This window comes from Bradyrhizobium sp. USDA 4452, assembly GCF_054063575.1.
Genome location: NZ_JBSSGK010000001.1, coordinates 5534526 through 5553989, shown reverse-complemented (window position 1 = coordinate 5553989; position 19464 = coordinate 5534526). Strand labels below are relative to the sequence as shown.

The following is a 19464-nucleotide window of genomic DNA, read 5'->3' as shown; positions in this document are numbered from 1 at the left end:
GGTCACGCAGTCGCGGGCTCGGACGGCACGAGATGGGGCATCGCGGCGTAGCGGATCGCCGGCGCGAACGGCGCCGATTTGCGCGCGGTGCGATCGATGTGCACGGCCGCGATCTCGCAGGTCGCGGCGAGGTCGCCGGTCTCCGCGTTGCGCATTTCGTGCAGGATGCGGACCGACTTGTCGCGGAATTCGACCAGCCGGCTCTTGACCTCGACGAGGTCGCCGGCGAGCAGCTCGCGCTGGTAGGAGATGTTCTGCTGCACGGCGGCCATGCCGCGACCGGACTCGCGCAGGTAGCTCGGCGTCAGGCCGAGCCGCGCGAACATGTTCCAGCTCGCCTCGTCGAACTTGCCGACATACCACATGACATTCATGTGGCCGATGTGGTCGCAATGCCAGGGATAGACCGTGCCGCGATAGGTCGCCTCGCCCTCCATCGTGCCGCTCCTCCATTTTTGATACGGTAGCGTATCAAGGACGAAGAAGGCTAGCAATACGGTACCGTATCAGAGCGGGTACGCGGAGATCACATGACTGAAAGCAAGGGCGATGTCTGGGTCGCGGCCGGCTTTGCCGAGCTCGCGCATAGCGGCGTCGATGGCGTGCGGGTCGAGGTGCTGGCGAAGAATCTCGGCGTCACCAAGGGCGGCTTCTACCGCCGTTTTCGGGATCGCGCCGCGCTGCTCGAGGCCATGCTGACGCGCTGGCGCGACGGGCGAATCGCATCGATCGAGAAGCACACCGCGCTCGACGGCGCCAGCGCACGCGAGCGGCTGAAGGCGATCATCACGCTCTATTCGGAGCGCATGAACACCGAGGCGATGGCGGTCGAGCTCGCGATCCGGCAATGGGCCCGCACCGACGAGGCCGCGGCGGCCGCCGCCGCGAGCGTCGATGCCGCTCGGCTGAAGAATGTCGGCCAGCTCTATCGCGCCACCGGGCTCCCGGCGGAGGAGGCCGATGCGCAGGCCTTCCTGTTCTACTGCTTCATCTTCGGCCAGAGCCTGTTGTTTCTCGAACGCGGCCCGCGCAAGCGCGCGCAATTGCTGGCGCAATCGGCGGACACGCTGCTCGCGGAAAGCCAATAGCTTCAGAGCTAAAGCGCGATGAGATTAGGTTAAGCTGGATCGGCATCGGAGGTTCACCTCTCCCTTGGGAGAGGTCGATTTGCGCAGCAAATCGGGTGAGGGGTTACGGTCTATCGAGAGCAAGAGCCCTCACCCGGATTGCTTCGCAATCCGACCTCTCCCCAACGGGGAGAGGTGAAACGAGACCGCGGCAAGCCGATTCAACCAAAACTCATCTCGCTTTAGCCGCTATAGAAGAGCGGCCGGCTCGCGCCGGCCGCTTCGTCGAACATTCGTACGGGTAACGGCTCAGGCGCCCTTGAGCTTCTTGTTGCACTCGCTGTAATAGCCGCCGCCCTTCTGGATCCACTTCATGCCGCCGTTGCCGCCCGTGGTCTTGTTGGCATTGTACTGGTCGAGGCAGCTGTGCATGCGCTGCTTGCCTTCGGTTTCCTTGGCGTATTTGGGATCGACCGCGTTCGGAAACACGGCGGGCCCTGCCGGTGCGGCGGGTGCCGCGGCGGGGGCGGCTTCCCGCTTGGCTTCCTTCGGCGCGGCCGGAGCAGGCGCGGCGGCAGCGGGCGGCGGCGCGGCGGGCGCCGCAGCCGGGGTCGCGTCGGCACCGCACTGGGCCTTGCGGAAGTCATTCCACTTCTGGCCGCCGAGGGTGCCGGCCGACTTGGCCGCCTGGTACTTGGCGCTGCATTCCTGCGCGGTCAGCGCCTGCGCGGGCGCGCTCGCCGCAAAGGCTGCAAAGCCCGACACCGCGATCACGCACAACAATCTGGTCTGAATGGTCATCCCTGGTCTCCCGTCATCCCTGGTTTCCCGTCGGTTTCCCTTGGGGGGCATTGGCGTAAGACCATTATCCTAGCGCAACCCCGACTTGCGACAACGTGCGAGCGTGCCCGGACGCTAAAATATTGTGGCGGCAGGACTGCGGCATGTTCATCCACGGTTCAGCATCGCCGCGCAACGTTTCGCCTCCTTTCCTCACGAGGTGCCCCATGAAGACAATGTCCAAACTCGCGACCGCGACCGCCCTTGCCTCCCTGCTGCTGATGGGCGGAGCCTTCGCGCAAACCGCCGCGCCCGCCGCCAAGGAGGCCGCTCCGAAGGCCGACGGCAAGATGGCGAAGGAAGCCAAGCCGCGCACCGCCGAGTCGCTCGAGTGCTCGAAGCAAGCCGACGCCAAGGGCCTGCACGGCAAGGAGCGCAAGAAATTCCGCTCCGAGTGCAAGAAGGCGGGCGGCGCGGCCGCAGCGCCGGCCGCGAAGTAACGCGTAGACGCATTTGACGTCCTTCACCCTCCCCGCCGGGGAGGGTGAAAATCTGTGGCCTGAGGCGAGCCGGGGCGCAATGCTGCAATCGCCAGACGCAATTGTCCCGTGGTTGCGAATTTGCCATAAGGCGGCGTGACCCTGATCCGCGCTTCGATGGCGACAGCCATTCCCGACCGCAGCAAAGTTCTGAATGGGCTCGAGACACTCGTCATCGGCGCCGGCGGCGGTTTGCTGTTTTTATGGGCGGGATTGCCGGGCGGGCTGATCTCGGGTGCGATGTGCGCGGTTGCGATCGCTGCTTTGGCCGGACGGCCGCTCGCGGTGCCGCCGGTGCTGACGCAATCGGTGCTGCTGCTGCTCGGCATCTCCCTGGGTTCGCTGATGTCGCAGCAATTGCTGCAGCATATGAGCTCCTATCCGCTCACCATCGCCCTGCTGGCGCTGGCGACGTTCTGTTCGACCTTCGGCTCGAGCCTCTATCTGCAGCGCATCCATGGCTGGGACCAGACCTCGGCCTTCCTCGCCGGCAGCCCCGGCGCGCTCTCGCAGATCACCATCCTCGCCGCGGAGAAGGGCGCCGACGTCGCGGCGATCGCCGTGGTGCAGACCATGCGCGTCATCATCCTGACCGCGGCCCTGCCGCTGGTGCTGGCGCTGACCGGCGTGACGCACGCGGCGCCGCCGCCATTGCCGACGACGGTCGCCTCGCCGCTCGGCCTCACAGCCCTGGTCGCCGGGTCGATCGGCGTCTCGCTGCTGCTGCGCTGGATCAAATTCCCCGCCAGCTGGATGTTCGGCGCGATGCTCGCCTCCAGCCTGCTGCATGGCTCAGGGCTGGTCGATGGCGGCCTGCCGCCCTGGCTGCGCAACGTCGCGCTGGTCGGCATCGGAGCGCTGATCGGCACCCGCTTCGCGCGGATGAAGACCTCGACCCTGCTGAGCCACGTCAATGCCGGGCTCGGCTCGTTTGCCATTGCCATCGCAATCTCGGCCGTATTCGTCGCGGTGATCGCCTTCACCACCCATGTGCGGCTTGCCGACGTCGTGGTCGCCTTCGCGCCCGGCGCGATGGACGCGATGCTGGCGCTGGCGCTGACCTTGCACATCGACCCGATCTTCGTCGGCGCGCATCATCTGTCGCGCTTCCTGTTCGTCACCATCTCGACGCCGGGCATCATCCATCTGTTCGGACGGCCGCAGGACGACGTCGACGATTAGTGGCTCTTAAAGCGCGATGAGATTGAGTTGAATCGTCATCGCGCTTTAGCTCTTTGACTGAGCATGATCTTTTCGGAAAACCGCATCACACTTTTCCGGATCCTGCTCTAGTCCCGTCATCGTGAGGTGGCCGCTTCAGCGGCCCTCGAAGGATGAGCGGCCCGGCTGGTGCCCGTGCTTGCTTCGAGACGCGCTTCGCGCTCCTCAGCATGACGGATCAACGGGAGCGCAGTTGAGAATCAGGCCTTCGCCGCCTTCGCCGCGCCCCAGCCGGCGATCGCGGCCATCAGGAGTGAGATCAGGACGTTGTAACCGGCGAGCGAGATGCCGAGGAAGCGCCACTGCACTTCGTCGCAGCGGACCACCTTGACCTTGTCGAGCTGATCCAGCAGCGAGCCGGCCTTGCCGAAATCCACCATCGGGCCGGTGCAGTCGGTCGGCCCCTGCCAAAATCCCCATTCAACCCCGGCATGATAGGCACCGAGCCCGGCGTTGGCGAGCGCGGCGAGGCCGAGGATCGCAAGGCCCGCGAGCAGCAGCGGGCGCGCCGCGCCACGGGCGGCGGCGAGCGCGACCACGGCGCCGAGCGGGACCGCGAGGTAATAGGCATAGCGCTGCTCGAGGCAGAGCGGACAGGGCATGATCTCCAGCACGAGCTGGAAGAACCAGGCGCCGGCCAGCGTCACTGCTGCGATCACGGCAATCGCCAGGGCCGAGGTCAGCGCCGGATTGCCGGCGGCGGAAGCATCCGACGGATGGGCGGTGGCGAGCGTCACGGCAGTCCTCCTGCGAGCACCGTCCGGCAGGGTCATGGCCCCTGCTCCATGCTCAGATCGGGTCGTATCGCGTGAAAATACCGCTGTCGAGGCGCGGGACAATCACATCCGCGCGGGTTGACCGTGACGGGCCGCCCGCTATAGTCCGCCGCACTTCGCGACCCGGGCCCGTCTCGGCCTGGATCATCGCGAATGCCCCTGTGGCGGAACTGGTAGACGCGCTCGACTCAAAATCGAGTTCCGCAAGGAGTGCTGGTTCGATTCCGGCCAGGGGCACCATCACCCTTCACCATAGATGCTCATGAGTGTTCAGAAGTGCCCGTTTTACGGGCCTTTCTTTGATTCTGACCCGCCCATGCTGCACATGGCGAATCTAGGCTTCCGACCCGGAATTGAGTAACTTTTTGAGTACAAACCGGGCACGGAGGCCTTCTCCTCAATGGCACTCTCTCAGTTCTCGATCACTAACGCGAAGCCGAAAGATAAGCCGTACATGCTGACCGACGGCGACGGGTTACACCTGCTTGTCTACACGTCCGGCTCGAAGCTGTGGCGCATCCGCTTCCAGTTCGCAGGTAAGGCCAACATGATGTCACTCGGGTCATTTCCCGAAGTGTCACTCATCGAAGCACGGAAACGCCGCGACGATGTGAAGGTGAAGATCGCGGCCGGCATCAATCCGTCCGTGGCAAAGAAGCTCGAAAAGATCGCGGCGCAGACGGCGGGCGAAAACACGTTCGGGGCAATCGCCGAAGAATATCTGCTCAACCTCGAAAAGAACGGCGCGGCCCCGCAAACGCTTTCCAAGAACCGATGGCTGCTCACTGACCTCGCACGCGCACTGACTAAGCGACCGATCGCGGAGATCAAGCCGGCCGAAATCCTCACCATCCTCAAAGCCGTTGAGAAGAGCGGCCGGAGGGACACGGCGCACCGCCTCCGCTCAGTTATCGGCTCCGTATGCCGCTATGCCGTCGCCACCCTCCGGGCCGAAAATGATCCGACGTACGCCCTCCGCGGCGCGCTTATGAAGGTGAAGAGTAAGAACCGCGCGGCAATCACCGACGAACGGGATGTAGGCGCCTTTCTGCGAGCCCTGGACGAGTACGAGGGATGGCCCATTGTGAACGCGGCCTTTCGTTTCCTCGTGCTCACGATGGCCCGGCCGGGCGACGTGCGCCACATGAAGCGGGAAGAGGTCATCTGGGAAAAGAAGCTCTGGCGCATCCCGGCCGAGCGAATGAAGATGCGCCGGCCGCATGACGTGCCGCTCAGTCGGCAAGCCCTCACCATTCTCAAAGAAGTCTGGCCGCTCAACGAGGAGAACGAGCTTGTATTCCCCTCGCTGCGCTCGCACAAAAAACCGCTCAGCGAAAACGCCTTCAATTCTGTTTTGCGGAATATGGGCTACGACAAGAATACGGCGACCGCGCACGGCTTCCGCTCGACCGCTTCCACCATTTGCAACGAGCGTCGGATCGCCCATGAGGACGTGATCGAAGCAGCTCTCGCCCATCAGGAAGAGAACGAAGTCAGACGGGCATACCTCCGTTCGACATTTCTACCGCAGCGCACAAAATTGATGCAGCAGTGGGCTGACCTACTGGATAGTCTGAAAAGTAAAGGTAAACGGCGTGAGGCAGCATGAGCAGCATGAGGAGCCGCTTGATTCCCCACTAGGCCCATTTAAGCTCAGGCTGTCCCGAGGACGCTAACCCGAGGGTCATTGCAATGACGCTCCAATTTGGAGACGTTGCAATGAAGTTCTTGTCGAAGAAGCAGGTATGTCAAAAAACGAGTCTCAGCAGATCGACTATCGACCGCAACATTGAAGCCGGAAAGTTTCCACGGCCTCTGGTCTGGGGCTTCCGGCTTATGTTCGACGAAGCAGAGGTTGAGGCCTGGATGTTGGCACGCATCACCGCGCCGTCACCTTCGATATGGTCGTTGTACTCGATGCCGTCCTTTACCTTTGAGAGCAGCTTGCGGAGCTGAGCCTTGCGGTCGATCAGCGCCTTCCGGCGCACCTCCGCACCATCGAGTTCGAGCAGGTCGAACGCGACGAGCGACACTTCCTTGTCGTACTCCCGCGAGTGCAGCAGTTCGAAATTAGGCATCCCGTCTTTGTTGTAGACGATGGCCTCCCCGTCGATCATGAGCGATCCGACGCTCAGCCGGCGCACCGCAGCGACCACCCGCGGGAAGCGCTTTGTCCAGTCTGCACCGCGTCGAGTGAATACGCGCACGCGCTCTTCATGCTTCCGCACCATCAAGCGGTAGCCGTCGTGCTTTATCTCGAAGATCCAGTCATCGCCGGTCGGCGCGCGCTTCGCCACCGTCGGCAGGCACGGCTCTATCCACCCCGCCGCAGGGGTGACTTTGCTAGTAGAACTCCAACGCATGACGGGGAATATAGGACGGCCGGCAGCGAATCCGAGTCGCCAACGAGCCTGTGGAAATGGGGGATAAAGTACCGGCCCGTGAATCACTCTCATATTTCACGGAAACGTGATCCTGACATCTCTGCAATGAAATCCGTTAAATATCAGGATCTTACTAATGCACGTGCAAGACGTGTACGGAGTAACACCGCGCGTCGCATCAAAGTAGTTGCGTGGAACTCGCGCCGCCCCTATATCGGCCAGAACGATTTGGAGGCGCAGATTCGCCATGACCAAGACACTTGATGACGCAATTGCCGAGATCGTCGCGGAGATCACCGCGATGGAAGGCACGATACGGGACAAGAAGAAAACCGTGAACACCTTATGTGGTGTCGCCGGCAGGGAAGATATGTACGTGCTCGACGCGCCGGAAACGGCGCTCCCGACGCGCATTCGCTCCGATCAGTTCTACGGCCAGGCGCTCGCCACGGCGGTACGGACGATCTTGGAGATGCGGAAGCAGCAGAACCTCGGTGCAGCGACCGTGAAGGAAATCTTCGAGGCGCTGACGGCCGGCGGCTACACCTTCAACACGAAGTCCGACGACGTGGCGCACGCCTCGCTTCGCAACTCGCTGTCGAAGAACACCGTGACCTTCCACAAGCTGCCGAACGGCCGCTTCGGGCTCTTGTCATGGTATCCGAACGCGAAGCCCGCGAAGGCCTCGACCACGAACGGCAACAGCGAAGAGGTAGAAACGGAAACGGCGACCGAGGAGGCCGCCGAACCGTAGGATCACCGCTCACCGGGTTTCCCGTCTCTCACAACTGGACCCGTGGGCACTGTGCAACCCCAAGACCCTCACGAGGGAGAGCTTAGGAGTATCCCATGTGGCAAGCCGTCAGGAGATAGACGGCCCGTCGGCGACCGGGGCGAAAGCCCCGGCGCTGCCGGGATATGTAGTCGAGTCAGGACAATCTGTCCACCCCGGGTCCGAGTAGACCTCTGAGTAGAAATCAGACCAGAGCTTGAAAAGCCCCGGTAAATAGCCACTTTTCTTATCGGTTCGATTCCGGCCAGGGGCACCAAGCAGGCTGTCGCAGTCGTTCGCGCAGTGCTCGGAAAGCTTTTAAAATAGGTATTTCCGCGTACATCGGTATTTGATCTCGTCCGATGCCAGCCGCCGATTTGCTGGTATTTTTGTTGGTATCGGGAGAACAAACGTTCACGGCGACTTTCGCGATTCCGAACGAGGCAATTGAGCCGACGGCCGCAAGAATGACGACGCGTGCGCCGATCCCAAAGCAGATCAGGACCGACGTCGACTGTCGCGCCGTCCGACCGCGGCATCTCCGAAGGCCTGCCGCACCCCGGTCGCTACCGTGACGACAGACGCTGCCTTTCGTCATCTGTCAGCTGCTGCGCCTGCTCAGCGGTCAGTTTACCGCTGCCGACCACGCGAAACATGCTGTTCGGATCATAGCTCTGCCGCTCGTTGCCGCTGCGGCGCTGGTCGTTGCCGTCGGAATCCGGCGTGCCGTCGCCTCCGCCATAGCCGAGCACCTCGACGATGATGACCGAGGGCTGTCCGGTATTGGCCGCCGGCGTCGCGGTCGTCGGTTGCTGGGCTGCGCCCGCGGTGTTGTTGGCCGCGGTCAATGCCGCCACCGGCGGCCCCTGCACCGCCGGCACACCGACCGACGTGCCCTGCACCTGGATATTGGCGATGTTGAGCACTCGCAGCGCTTCCAGGGTGAGATTGCCCGACACGCGAATGCCGGCCTCGCCGGCATCGATCGTGCCGTGCGATGCGAACAGGTCGACGTTACCAGGAGGCACGCCGGGCACGCCAATCAGGGTCGCGATGCCGGCGCCGGTTTGCGGCGTGTTCGGCGTCTTGGCCGCGCGGCCATACTGATCGTAGACGACCAGCGGCGGCGACGTCACGATCGAGGTCTGCTTGCCCTTGCCGGCATTGAGGTCGCCATTGGTCGAGAACATCAGGATGTCGCCGCCGAGCTCGGTGAAGACGCGCGACTGCGCCACTACGACGCTCCGATCGGTGAAGATGTTGACGTCGCCGCCTTCGAGCGTCAGCAGGCCGGGGCGTGCGGTGTCGGTCTGCCCGGTCAAATCGGGCGTCTGGTTCTCGATGCCGAGCGAGACGCCGCCGCCGGGCGCCAGGATGTTGATGCTGCCACCCTGCTCGGAGCGGATGCGTGCGAGCTGGAACAGCGACAAATTGCCGGCATAGGCTGTGGTGGTGCCGCCGATCACGCTGCCGGGAAATAAGGTCTGGATCGCCCGGTAGGCCCGGTCGTAACCCTTGCCGCCGGCGCCAAGCCCTTTGGCCGCCGCCTCGCCGCCCGCCCTGAGCTCGGCGAAATACACCTGTTCGATGAACGGCAATTGTGCGACCGGGGTGAGGTTGCGGAAATCGGCGAGCGCCTGGTCGCGACTGAGGGCGATGCCCTCGATCCTGCTCATGTGGCTGGTCAGCTGCGCGAGATAGCCTTGCGTCGTCGCATCGGTGTTCTGCGGATCGAAATAGAGGTTGATGAAGGCCGTGGTGTCGAGGCCGCTCGCGCCGATACCGACCGCGATGCTGATCGAGGCACCCGTCGGCGGCAACAACGGATTGTCCGCGTTGCCGACCGACGTGATGCCAACGCCCTGCGAGCCATACTGGCCCTTCTGCGCAACGATGTCGCGACCGGCGAGGACGGAAAGCGCGCCGGGCCCCTCGACACGAATGTTGAAGAAGTCCGGGTAGGCCAGGCTGCAGGGCTGGCAGCTGACGATGTCGCGCCCGGCCTGCACCAGCGAGACGTCGCCGAGCCCGGCGTTCTCGATATTGATGATCGGCCGGACGATATCGAGACCGGCGCGCACCTGCGCGCGCTCCGACGTCGCCAGCGCGGGATTTGTCAGGCTGCCCTGCACCGCATAGACATGCACGGTATGCGGATCGTTGAACTGCACCAGGTTCGAGGGCAGCGACAGAGCCCCGCCAAGCGTGTCGTTGGCCGAATTGGCGAGCGTGCTCGGGTAATCGCTGCCTGCCGGCGCCGAGGCGCCATTGACCTGGGACATTAGATCGGCCGCCGTCATGCTGACGCCAAAACCCACGATATCCTGCTGAGCCAGCAGATCGAGGCGGGCCGTCGGCGCAGCCAGTGCGGCGAGATAGCGGAAACCGGACCCGGTTTGCTGAATGCTGCCGGCCCGGATGGATCCGCCGGCCGCCGTCAATTCGAAGATCGGTGGCGCGAAATCACCATGCACCGTGATGTCGCCGCCTTCAGCGAATTCGGTCAGGGCGCTGGCGGTCGTCATGCTGGTGAAGAAGCCATAGGGGACCGCGGTGAGATAGTAAAATGAGGGGGGCCCATTTCCCTCCAGGCCCGCCGGAACGCTATAGCCGGTTCTCGTGGGGTCGGGCTGCTGCGTCATCCGCGTCGGATCGCCGACGATCGCGTTGATTCCGCGGCGGGACACCACGTTGAGCTGGGCATCGCCGATCAGCAGATCCACCCGCGCGACTGTCAGAGCACTGGTGCTCAGCGGCGCCATCCCGACCTCGCCGGCCTGGATGTCGGCCGTTCCCTGCCCGACCAGCAGATTGGCGTAGTTGATGCCGCTGCCCACGGTCAGCGAGAGATTGCCGCCGCCGTACACCGACACCGCGCCGGTGCTCGTCAATCCGCCCGTTGTCGGCAGGCTGATGTCGACATTCCTGAGGTCGCCGTCGACAGCGACCCGGACGTTTCCTCCTCCCAACGCACCGAGCCCCTTGAACGCGGCCACGGACGGAAATGAGTCGACCCCGTAATCGAGATACGGTTGAGAGTAAGTGCCGAAATTGACGAACCACGTCGGACTGACGGCCGTAGGTTCGGTCCATAGCCAATAGGTGTCGGGCTCGGAAGCCGCGTAGCTCGTCACACCATTATTGCTCGTATCGGCGCCGATCAGGCTGCCATGCGCCTTGACCGTGAGATTGCCGCCGCCGCTCGAATAGCTGGCGTTGAATGCGAGGGGATACAGCGTGTCGTACGCCGTCAGATTGCCGCTCGCGTCGGAGTGATATCCGAGATAATTGTCGTAGGTGTACGTGTAGGCGTTCAAGATCAGCGCGCGCTGCCCCGCCGTGAAATTCGGCGCTACGGGCTGCCCCGCGGTATAAATGCCGAATGCGGTCTGGATGTCGATGTTGCCGGCCGCAGCGAGCTCGATGTCGCGCGCGCCGGTGCGGACCACGCTCGGAATCTGTACGACGATGCCGCTGTCATTGACATTGGCGTCGATCAGGTAGGGCGCCGCGAACACGATCGAGCCTGGCTCGGGATTGGCCGCCGTGGCCGCGGGACGCAGCACGGCCGGCATGACCGCCAGCGGATCGGCACCCGCGAGATCCGCGCCCGCAACCAGCCGCAGCGTCGCTGATCCGGAGCCCGCCGGCAGCGGTGCCGCGATCGCGAAGATGCTGCCGTCCGGCGAACTGACCGGCGCGGCAAAACCGTCGCTGAGGCTGCCGTTGATCAAGAGGTTTCCGGCTGTGCGGAGCGTCAGCACCATCGGCTCGCCATTGTAGCGGTAGGTGTGCAGATCGATACCGGAGTTGGTGGGGGATGGATTTTGCAACAGCTGGAGGTCGCCGCTGCTGTCCAGCTCGATCCCGGGCATCAGGTGGAAGGCGGTGACGGAGTTGCCGGTCAGCGTGCCGATGCCAGTCTTGATCGTGGCGGCAGCGACATACGCCTGTGCGTCGGCGTCGGCTGTCGCCAGATTGGCGTCGACATAGGGCGTGCCGCTGACGTCATAGATCTTGACTGCCTCGACGACGATCTCGCGGGCGCCGGCGACCTGGACCCCGTTGTTGCTGATGCGCACGTTGTTTGCGGTCCGCGGTGCGCGCAGCCAGACCTGTCCGCCGTTGAGCGCGATATTCGGATCGGTGCCGGCGACGCTGATCGTGGAGCCGGCGTCGAACGTCAGCATGCCGGTGCTGTTGCCGGCGAGGCCGAGGAATACCGTGCCACCCTTGGCGACGGCGGTGCCGGCATTGAGCACCGCCTGCGCGCCCAGCTCCAGATTGTTGCCGGCGATCAGGCGGATGGTCGCATCGCGGCCGCCGCTCGCATCGATCAGACCGGCGACGGTAATGCTGCCGCTGCTCGCGGTCAGCTCGACGTCACGGCCGGTGATGTTGCCGACATTGATGTCGCCGCTCGCCAGCGTCAGCGCCTGCTCGCCCGAGAAACCTGCGATGCTGCCGAGCAGTGCACCGGCGTCACCGGACTTGAGCGCGAGAACCGCACTGCCGCCAGCGTAGCGCGGATCGGCGCTGGCCAGCAATTGCCCGTCGAGATGGGCCGTCCCGTTCGGCGCGACGATGGTGAGCGTGCCGGCGTTGCCGCCCGGGTCGGAATCCACGACATCGAGCGTCGGCAGCGTGACCGAGCCCAATCGGCCGCCGCGCAGATCGACCACCGCCCCGGCGGCAACGGAGACATCGCCGTTCACGGTCTGCAGCGTGATGCTGCCGGCCGGCGCAATCCGCACCACATCGAAGAACGGCGTCACCGCGCCGGCGACATTGGTGACCGAGCCGGCCTGAAGCGTAATGCCGTTCTGCGCCGAGAAGCTGATCGCGCCGGACGGCAGGTTGATCGTCGTGCCCTGGACGATGCGCTGCGCCGAGACCGAGAGCGTCGCGCCGCTGGAGCTGGCGACCGGCTGGACGGCACTGCCGGGCAGCGCGGCGAAGCTGACCGTGCCGGCATTGGCGATGAGCTGCGTCAGCGCGCCGGCCTGGGCCGTCACCAGGGGCGCGGCGATCGTCAGGTTTTCGCTGACGCTGAAGGTGCCCGGCATCACCTCGCCGGGCGCATACGACACCGTGCCGATCGTTTGCATCGTGCCCGCGGCGATGGGGCCGGCATACGCGACGCCGCCGATCACCTGCCCGGACGCCGCCAGCGTCACGTTGTTGAAGCCGCCGAAGGCCAGATTGCCGCCGCCACCCAGCGTCAGCTGCGCCGCATCGATCTCGAACGCGCCCTGCCCGGTTCCGGTCGAAGCTGCGCCGATGGCGCCGCCGTTCAACGTGATCCTATTGGCGCGGAGCCTGACGCTGTCGGTCGCGGCACCGAACCCGTTGATCACGGGCGCGCTCAAGGTCAGCCCGGCGAGCAGGGGCCGGCCGGTCGCCGGATCCAGCTCGCCGAGATCGACCGAGCCATAGACGTTGATCGCGGTGGACGCCGACAGCATCAAATTGCCGGTCGGCGCGAGATGCCGCGGCGAATCGCCTGCGGACAATTGCGCGAGCAGGCCGGCGCTCAGGTTGAAGCCCGAAGCGCCTCCGGTGCCGAAATTGATCGCGGGCACGCTCACCATGACGGTCGGCGCCGCAAGGCGGGCGGAGGGATCCATGCTGATCGTGTTCGAGGCGCTCAGCGCCAGCACGCTGCCGCCGAAGATCTGCGCGCCCGCGCCAATGCTCAGCATGCTCGCGCTGCCGCTCCCGGCCGGCAACGTGACCGGCAGCACCGGCGCGTTGGACGCCAGCACGAATGCGCCGGCACCGCCGCCGCTGACGCGCGCCAGCGCAATCGATCCCAGGGTCTTGCCGGTCTTCGGATGGTTCGGGAACAGGGTCGCGATCGCGCCGAACGATGTCGTATCGACCTGTGCGCCGGCGCCGATCGCGATCGCACTGCTCGCCGTCAGCATGATTTCTGGCGCGGTCAGCACCGCTCCGCTGTCGATCTGGAGCTGCTGCGCCGCCGGCGTGATGGTCAGCACGTTGCCGTTCAGGTTGCGCGTGCCGCCGATAAGAATGCTCTGCGCGCCGATGCTGTCCAGCGCACTGGCCTGCAGCCCGGTCATGCCCGGCGCTGCGGCGCCGCCCGGCGCAAGGATCTCGAGATTCGACGCCACGATGTCGGCCTGCCCGCCGCGGCCGCCCGCCGGAGCCGTGAAGTCGCCGAACCCGCCGGTGACCGGCAACGACAGGCTGTTGGTCGCATTGATGACGAGCTGTCCCGCATCGAGCGGCAGATAGGGCGCCGCGATGCCGCTTGCGGCCGCCTTGGCCGCATAGAACTGAGTGGCCGTGGTTTCGGCATATTGCGACTGCCGGCGGACCACCGCTCCCGGCGTGACGATGTAGACCGAAGGAAGCGCGTCGCGGAAGCCCGTGTTGGCGACCTCGCCGTAGCCCAGCACACGGTAAGAGCCGTCACGCTGCACAAAATTCGACAGCCCGGTCGCGGTAGTCTGATTCTCCGCAACCGTGACCTTGTAGGCGCCGGCCAACAACGCGTAGTGCCCCGGCAGCAAGGTGTAGGTGCCGGCCGGCAATCCCGGAATGCCGCTCAGATAAATCTGCTGGCCGACTTGCAGAGCCACCGGTGCCGATGTCGTCTGCGTCGGATCGCTGAGCTGCATCTGCGGGTCGCGCGGCGCATAGCGGTTGCCGAGGCTCGGCAGAATCGCAAATGTCTGGGTGCCGCTGAGCGTATCGACCGATCCGCCGGCGCCGCTGACGAACTGCGCGCCGTAGAGATCGCCACCGCCGGACTCGTCGATGCGCGCGGTTGCCGCCCCACCGGACGCGCCCGCGACCGTCAACGCCTTGCCGTAGAACGAGATCGTCTTGGCCGGCGGCGCGCTGATCGTGTTCGCCGTGCCGGTATTGTCATAGCCATAGATCCAGTCGGTGTTACCGAGCGGCGCGCCGTACGGGATCAGCGTGCCGGCGGCCGACACCGACGTGATGCTGCCCGGCAGCAGGTTGATCGCGCGCGTGCCGGCAGGATTGTTCGGATCCCCGAAGGTGATCTGCCCGAGCGGCGCCAGCAGGACGCCGCCTTGATTGATGGTCGGCGCGACGATCTGCACGGATCCGCCCGCTGACAGCGGCGTGTAGGGCGCCTGGCCGTTGCTGACAAAGCTGACCACGCTGCTCGGCCCTGTCGCCTGGATCAGGAACAAACCGCTCGGGACGCTTGAATATGCATTGCTGACCGGTCCGGTGCTGATCGGATAGATCTCCGTCCCCGTGAACGTCACGTCGCCGGCGGTCGTCAACGTCGTCGACTTGGCGGCGTAGAGGGGTGAAGTCCTCGAGGCCGGCACCAGGCGGATGTCGCCAAGGCTGTTGAACGCCATGCTGGCAAAGCCGGGCAGCGATACCGCCTGCTGAACCGGCGTGTAAAAATTGATGAAGCTGGTGACGTAGTTGTAGCTTGCGCCGCTGCGCAGGGTGCCTTCGATGTCGATCAGGTCGGCATCGACCTCGAGACGCGCCGTGCCGGCCATCGGCATTGCGCTGTAGCTGCCGCCCGGAATGTAGCTGCTGCTGATGTATTCGTTGATGTTGCGCTGACCGCCGCCGATGTCGACATAGGGCGCGTTGAGCCGGACGATCGCGCCCGGCGTCGCGCTGATGTTGCTGGCGTTGATGGTCAGGCTGCGCGCCGCGGCGAGGTTGACGCTGCCGTTGAACACCAGGGCATCGACCGCGCCGAGGGATACCGATGCGAAGCCGCCGCTGGAGATCTGGTCGGCGCCGATGAAGAGCTCTCCGAGCAAGCCGCCCGCGATCGCCTGCCCCTGCGACAGACCCGTCGTCATCAGCGGCGCCGCCTGACTTACGATCGTCTGGAACACCGGCTGCACGAACTGCGAGGCCCCGGAGCTGTCCGCGACATAGGTCCCGATCACCTGATCGATCGTCAGGCTGCCGCCGGCGACGCCAGCCCCACCGCCCTGCGCCTTCATCGAGGCGTCGAACAGCAGACCGAGCGATGCCCGGATCGCGAGGCTGCCGCCCGGAGTCGCAACCTGGGTCTGCGTCAGACCGGATCGGCCCGCGACCTGGAGGATCGTTCCCGACGCTCCCGACACGTCAATGATCGCCCCGGCTTGCGCCACGACGACACCGAGCGGCTGCTCGCCATAAGGCTGAGTGGCCGAATAGGGATAGTAAAGCGCGGGCTGAGTGTCCTGATTGATGTTGACCTGACCGCCGCCGAGCACCGTGTTCACCGGGCGCCCCAGCCCGTCCAGCATCGACGTCACCAGGCCGGGCGCCAGCAACCTTGCGTTCGCGCCGATCCACAGCGTCTGCGCGGCATTGTAGGACGGCCCATTGTTGGGCGGCACGCCAGCCTGGGAGCCGACCGCGTTCCAGGTTCCCGTGGTGCCGGTCAAATCGAGATTGATGGTGCCGGCGGGCGCGCTGATGGTACCGTCGAAGCTGAGTTGATGGCGTGCGTGCAGGGATATCGTCGCTTGCGGATCGGCATCGATCACGACGCCGCGCTGAACGTCGAGATTGCCGTTGAAGGCATCGATCGCGCTCAGGACGAGGTTGACGGGCGCCGGCCGCTGGTACGACGGCAGCACCCCCGCCGTCGCGACGCTCATGACATCGCTGCCTGTCGGCGCCAGGGCGGCCTGCGGATTCGGAACCAGATTGACTCCGTGCAGCTCGATATCGGTGCCGCGCGCGACCGTCAGGTTCTGGTAGCTGTAGAGGGCATACTGACTGAAGCCGCCGCCGGCAAAGAAGCCGGGCGACAGCTGCAGCACGCTGGCGGGATCGACCGCCGCGAGGTTGCTGGTCCCGTCGGCGTTGATGCTGCTGATGGTGCTGAGCGGAAGGATGGCGTCGCCGCCGATCTGGATCGCGAGCGTGGCGATGCCGAGCGTGCCGCCACCCGTGAAGCCGTAGGACCGCAGCGTACCGTCGAGATAGACCCGGCCCGGGTAGGCCTGCGCGAGCGTCGTCGAATTGTGCAGCGTCGCGCCGAAGCCGTCGGCGATCAGCGTGATGTTGCCGCCGGTTCCGACCGGCAGGCCGTTGCTGCTCTTGATCTTGCCGGTGCTCTGCATCCAGCCGCCGCTCGACGCATCGATCACCGCCCCGTCATCGATCCGAACGCTGCCGTAGGCGGCCAGCTTGACATTGCCGCCATTGTAGAGCGCAGGCGGCGTATCGGTGCCGCCGGTGTGATCGTTGACCCACAGACCGCGCGTATCGATCAGGCTGCCCGGATGCAGTTCGACGTCGCCGGTGAGGATCGTGGTTCCCTGCTGCGCGGCGTTGACGGTGATCGAGCCGGCCCGCGCCACCAATTGGCCGTCGATCGAAATGCCCCCGCCGACCAAGGCGATATTCGAGTTCAGGGCGATCGAGCCGCCGGGGGCAACCTGAAGCTTGGCTCCGCGCACGAGGCTGATAGCGGGAGATACCGCGCCGCTGACCGGATCGGTCACGCCGCCCCGGGCGTTGATGGTGATGCTGCCATAGTTCACCCGGTCGAGCAGATCGGCCGACAGATAGACCGTCTGCTGCCAGGACGGCGGCAGCGGCGACGTCGCACTGGAAATGTCCGGCGGCGCGACTGACGGCGCGATGACCACGCTGGTGGGCACGATGCTCGCATCGGACGCCCCGATGGTGAACGCGGCACCGGATGGAAGCGTGTTGGCGGTCCGCTGATAGGGCCCATTGATGGTTGCCGCGACTACCGAGGCGTCGACCTCAGCCGCGCTCGCAATCACGGTCAGCGCGCCGGCGGCGCGTCCTTCCAGATAGGCCGGCTGGTACACCTGACTGGCGAGCAGTGGATCGGCATAGAACTCGGTGACGTTCCAATGGGTGTGATTGACCGTGAAGCCGACCCCGATCGAGCTGTAAGTCAGATCCGCGGGAGCTCGATTGGCGCTGTAGATCCGGCCGTCGGAGCCGACCAGCCAGGTGACCGGCACATAGCCGGCCTGATGCGCGAGCGAGCCGCCCGCAATATCGATCGACGCACCGGGCCGCAGGATGGCATCACCCGAGGAATAGACGCTCACCGAACCGCCCGTGGTCAGGCGCTGGTCGATCGGACGCTCGACCTGCCCGAGCCATCCCGACACCTCGAGAAGGCCGCCGGCGGTGTAGACCCGATCCGACGCCACAGGGTTGAGATCGTGGAGGTTCACCCACACCTTCTTGCTGGAGAGGATACCACCGCGCTGCAACGGCGAGTCGCGCAGCTCGTTGGCACGCACGTCGACCTGCACCACATCGCTCGACGCCGCGACCGGGACGCCCTGCAGCCCCGAAACGTCGATCAGGGAGCCGGTGTCGACCAGCACACGCGCCCCGTCGGGGCTGGAGTTCGCGTTGATCTTGGCGGTCGGATTGTCCTGCAGATAGAGCTGGTCGCCGTGGCTCGATGCCTGAAGCGCAACGCGTCCGGACGGCGCGATGATCGCAGCTCCCGACTGCACGTTGACGAAGCCGCCCTCGACCGTGATGCGCGACTGGGCCTGCGGCTGGGTGTCCATCGCGGTCAGACCGTCCTCCTCGGGAAGGACCGCGGTGAGGCTGCCGGGCGCGAGTTGCACCTTACCGGCCTGCGTCGACACCGCGTAGCGCGAGGAGCTGTCATAACCGTATATTCCCTGCAGGCCCTGCTGCGCCGACAGCAGGATCGAGCCGGCCTGGTTGACCGAGGTGGTCGCCACCAGCACGCCGGACTGCTGCAGATTCATGCCGACCAGGGTGACGCTTCCGGTCGGCGCTGCGACGAGGCCGGTGTTGCTGACCGTGCCGCCATTGAGCACATTTAACACCAGACCCAGCTGGCTGGTGCTGCCGCTGGTCGTGACATAGACCGACGTGCCGGCAGCGAGCGCGGCCTGGCCGCCCGGCGTGACGATGCTGCCGTTGTTCTGCACATTGGCGCCGAGCAGGAAGACGTTGCCGCCTCCCGTGGTGACGGCTGCGGGCGGCGCCGTGAGGATCACGGCACCTGCCTCGACGATGACGTCGCCGGTCGGGCCGCTGCCGTTGGCATAGATCGGGGCCTGCAGATTGCCGGCATTGTCAAACGGCGAGCGATTGAGCAGAGCGGTCTTGAACTGCTGATCGGTGATGTTGAGTGTCGAGGCCACCAGTGAGCCGACATTGATCTGGCTGGCGCCGCCGAAAATGATGCCGTTCTGGTTGATCACCAGCACCTGGCCGTCGGCGCTGATGCGGCCGAGGATCTGGCTCGGCCCGACATTGCCGATCACGCGATTGAGCGCGACCCAGTTGCTGTTGCCCTGCTGATTGAAGACGACATCGGTCTGGACGCCGACATTGAAGCTCTGCCAGTTGAGGATGGCCTGCGGCGCGGTCTGGGTGATGCCGACACTGGTGCGTCCATTCGCGCTGGTCTGGGTCGGAAGGTTGGCGCCGGACCAGAGGTCCGATCCGGGCGCGGCGCCTGGCGCGACCTGCAGCCCGCCCGTCGCCAGACCGTTCGGCACCGCCAGCTGCGGCAGCGTCTGCGACGTGCCGGAGGCCTGTGCGGCTCTGCGCGCGGCGGCCTGTGCCGCCTGCATGGCCTGGATCGCTTGGGCCGCCCGCGTCAATGCACCAGAGCTTTGGGCGGCAGCGGCGGCCGCCTGCTGGGCCCCGGCGCTCGCCGCATCGGCGGCGTAGTGCGGCGCGCCGAGCGTCCAGGCGCCGGTCAGCGGCCTCGCGCCAGCAGGATACGAGGCGAGCAACAATGTCACAAGGCTGGTGCCGGCCATCAACCCGCTGCGGGACACAAGGCGCGACGACCGCAACAGCGTGCGGGCGGCCAATTCACCGCGTGTACGGGGCTGATGGATGGCTTGAGCTCGAACCGGCATGACAGTCCTTCCAGCGAACATCGCAGAGGTCACACCAGCGTGACGG

Annotated in this window: 10 protein-coding genes, 1 tRNA gene and 1 pseudogene; 7 read left to right on the top strand and 5 right to left on the bottom strand. The window is 65.4% G+C overall.

Translation table 11 applies throughout. The annotated features are described in order from the left end of the window. Nucleotides 1-2: 2 nt before the first annotated feature. A complete protein-coding gene (locus tag ACVISU_RS26495) occupies nt 3-437 on the bottom strand; it encodes an acyl-CoA thioesterase (protein WP_050405497.1) in 435 nt (144 codons plus the stop codon). Nucleotides 438-530: 93 nt separating this feature from the next. Here ACVISU_RS26495 and ACVISU_RS26490 point away from each other — a divergent pair, with 93 nt between their 5' ends. Next, nucleotides 531-1088, top strand: coding sequence for a TetR/AcrR family transcriptional regulator (locus tag ACVISU_RS26490; protein ID WP_050405498.1), 558 nt, complete (start codon nt 531-533; stop codon nt 1086-1088). Between the two features lie 288 nt (nt 1089-1376). Here the strand turns inward: ACVISU_RS26490 and ACVISU_RS26485 are convergent, their stop codons facing one another. Beyond that, nucleotides 1377-1868, bottom strand: coding sequence for a hypothetical protein (locus tag ACVISU_RS26485; RefSeq protein ID WP_050405499.1), 492 nt, complete (start codon nt 1866-1868; stop codon nt 1377-1379). Nucleotides 1869-2074: 206 nt separating this feature from the next. Here ACVISU_RS26485 and ACVISU_RS26480 point away from each other — a divergent pair, with 206 nt between their 5' ends. After that, nucleotides 2075-2347 carry a PsiF family protein gene (locus ACVISU_RS26480; protein WP_050405500.1) on the top strand — a complete coding sequence of 91 codons (273 nt, stop codon included), beginning with the start codon at nt 2075-2077 and terminating at the stop codon, nt 2345-2347. Nucleotides 2348-2482: 135 nt separating this feature from the next. Beyond that, a complete protein-coding gene (locus tag ACVISU_RS26475) occupies nt 2483-3568 on the top strand; it encodes an AbrB family transcriptional regulator (protein WP_456708823.1) in 1086 nt (361 codons plus the stop codon). A gap of 239 nt (nt 3569-3807) precedes the next feature. Here ACVISU_RS26475 and ACVISU_RS26470 read toward each other — a convergent pair whose 3' ends face one another. Beyond that, a complete protein-coding gene (locus tag ACVISU_RS26470) occupies nt 3808-4380 on the bottom strand; it encodes a disulfide bond formation protein B (protein WP_456708822.1) in 573 nt (190 codons plus the stop codon). A 158-nt stretch (nt 4381-4538) separates the two neighbouring features. Here ACVISU_RS26470 and ACVISU_RS26465 point away from each other — a divergent pair. From ACVISU_RS26465 to ACVISU_RS26455, 3 genes are all read left to right on the top strand, one after another. Beyond that, nucleotides 4539-4623: transfer RNA gene (locus ACVISU_RS26465), tRNA-Leu, on the top strand. Between the two features lie 160 nt (nt 4624-4783). Continuing rightward, nucleotides 4784-5992 carry a tyrosine-type recombinase/integrase gene (locus ACVISU_RS26460; RefSeq protein WP_456708821.1) on the top strand — a complete coding sequence of 403 codons (1209 nt, stop codon included), beginning with the start codon at nt 4784-4786 and terminating at the stop codon, nt 5990-5992. 83 nt (nt 5993-6075) lie between these two features. Next, the gene (locus tag ACVISU_RS26455) at nt 6076-6339 is read left to right on the top strand and encodes a helix-turn-helix transcriptional regulator (RefSeq protein ID WP_456708820.1); all 264 of its coding nucleotides are present in this window, start codon (nt 6076-6078) and stop codon (nt 6337-6339) included. Here the strand turns inward: ACVISU_RS26455 and ACVISU_RS26450 are convergent. Continuing rightward, nucleotides 6288-6746 (bottom strand): annotated as a pseudogene (locus ACVISU_RS26450) (ATP-dependent DNA ligase); the annotation flags it as partial. The gene ACVISU_RS26455 and the pseudogene ACVISU_RS26450 sit on opposite strands and share 52 nt — an antisense overlap. A gap of 268 nt (nt 6747-7014) precedes the next feature. On the opposite strand from ACVISU_RS26450, the gene ACVISU_RS26445 reads away from it, so the two are divergent. Next, nucleotides 7015-7521, top strand: coding sequence for a hypothetical protein (locus ACVISU_RS26445; protein ID WP_456708819.1), 507 nt, complete (start codon nt 7015-7017; stop codon nt 7519-7521). A gap of 584 nt (nt 7522-8105) precedes the next feature. Here ACVISU_RS26445 and ACVISU_RS26440 read toward each other — a convergent pair. Next, the gene (locus ACVISU_RS26440) at nt 8106-19316 is read right to left on the bottom strand and encodes a filamentous haemagglutinin family protein (RefSeq protein ID WP_456708818.1); all 11211 of its coding nucleotides are present in this window, start codon (nt 19314-19316) and stop codon (nt 8106-8108) included. Nucleotides 19317-19464 lie beyond the last annotated feature (148 nt).

Bases quoted from the DNA above. Each gene is read 5' to 3' on its own strand.
- ACVISU_RS26440 (WP_456708818.1), bottom strand. From the start codon at position 19,316: ATGGCCGGCACCAGCCTTGTGACATTGTTGCTCGCCTCGTATCCTGCT.
- ACVISU_RS26480 (WP_050405500.1), top strand. From the start codon at position 2,075: ATGAAGACAATGTCCAAACTCGCGACCGCGACCGCCCTTGCCTCCCTG.
- ACVISU_RS26485 (WP_050405499.1), bottom strand. From the start codon at position 1,868: ATGACCATTCAGACCAGATTGTTGTGCGTGATCGCGGTGTCGGGCTTT.
- ACVISU_RS26445 (WP_456708819.1), top strand. From the start codon at position 7,015: ATGACCAAGACACTTGATGACGCAATTGCCGAGATCGTCGCGGAGATC.
- ACVISU_RS26460 (WP_456708821.1), top strand. From the start codon at position 4,784: ATGGCACTCTCTCAGTTCTCGATCACTAACGCGAAGCCGAAAGATAAG.
- ACVISU_RS26455 (WP_456708820.1), top strand. From the start codon at position 6,076: ATGACGCTCCAATTTGGAGACGTTGCAATGAAGTTCTTGTCGAAGAAG.
- ACVISU_RS26470 (WP_456708822.1), bottom strand. From the start codon at position 4,380: ATGACCCTGCCGGACGGTGCTCGCAGGAGGACTGCCGTGACGCTCGCC.
- ACVISU_RS26490 (WP_050405498.1), top strand. From the start codon at position 531: ATGACTGAAAGCAAGGGCGATGTCTGGGTCGCGGCCGGCTTTGCCGAG.
- ACVISU_RS26495 (WP_050405497.1), bottom strand. From the start codon at position 437: ATGGAGGGCGAGGCGACCTATCGCGGCACGGTCTATCCCTGGCATTGC.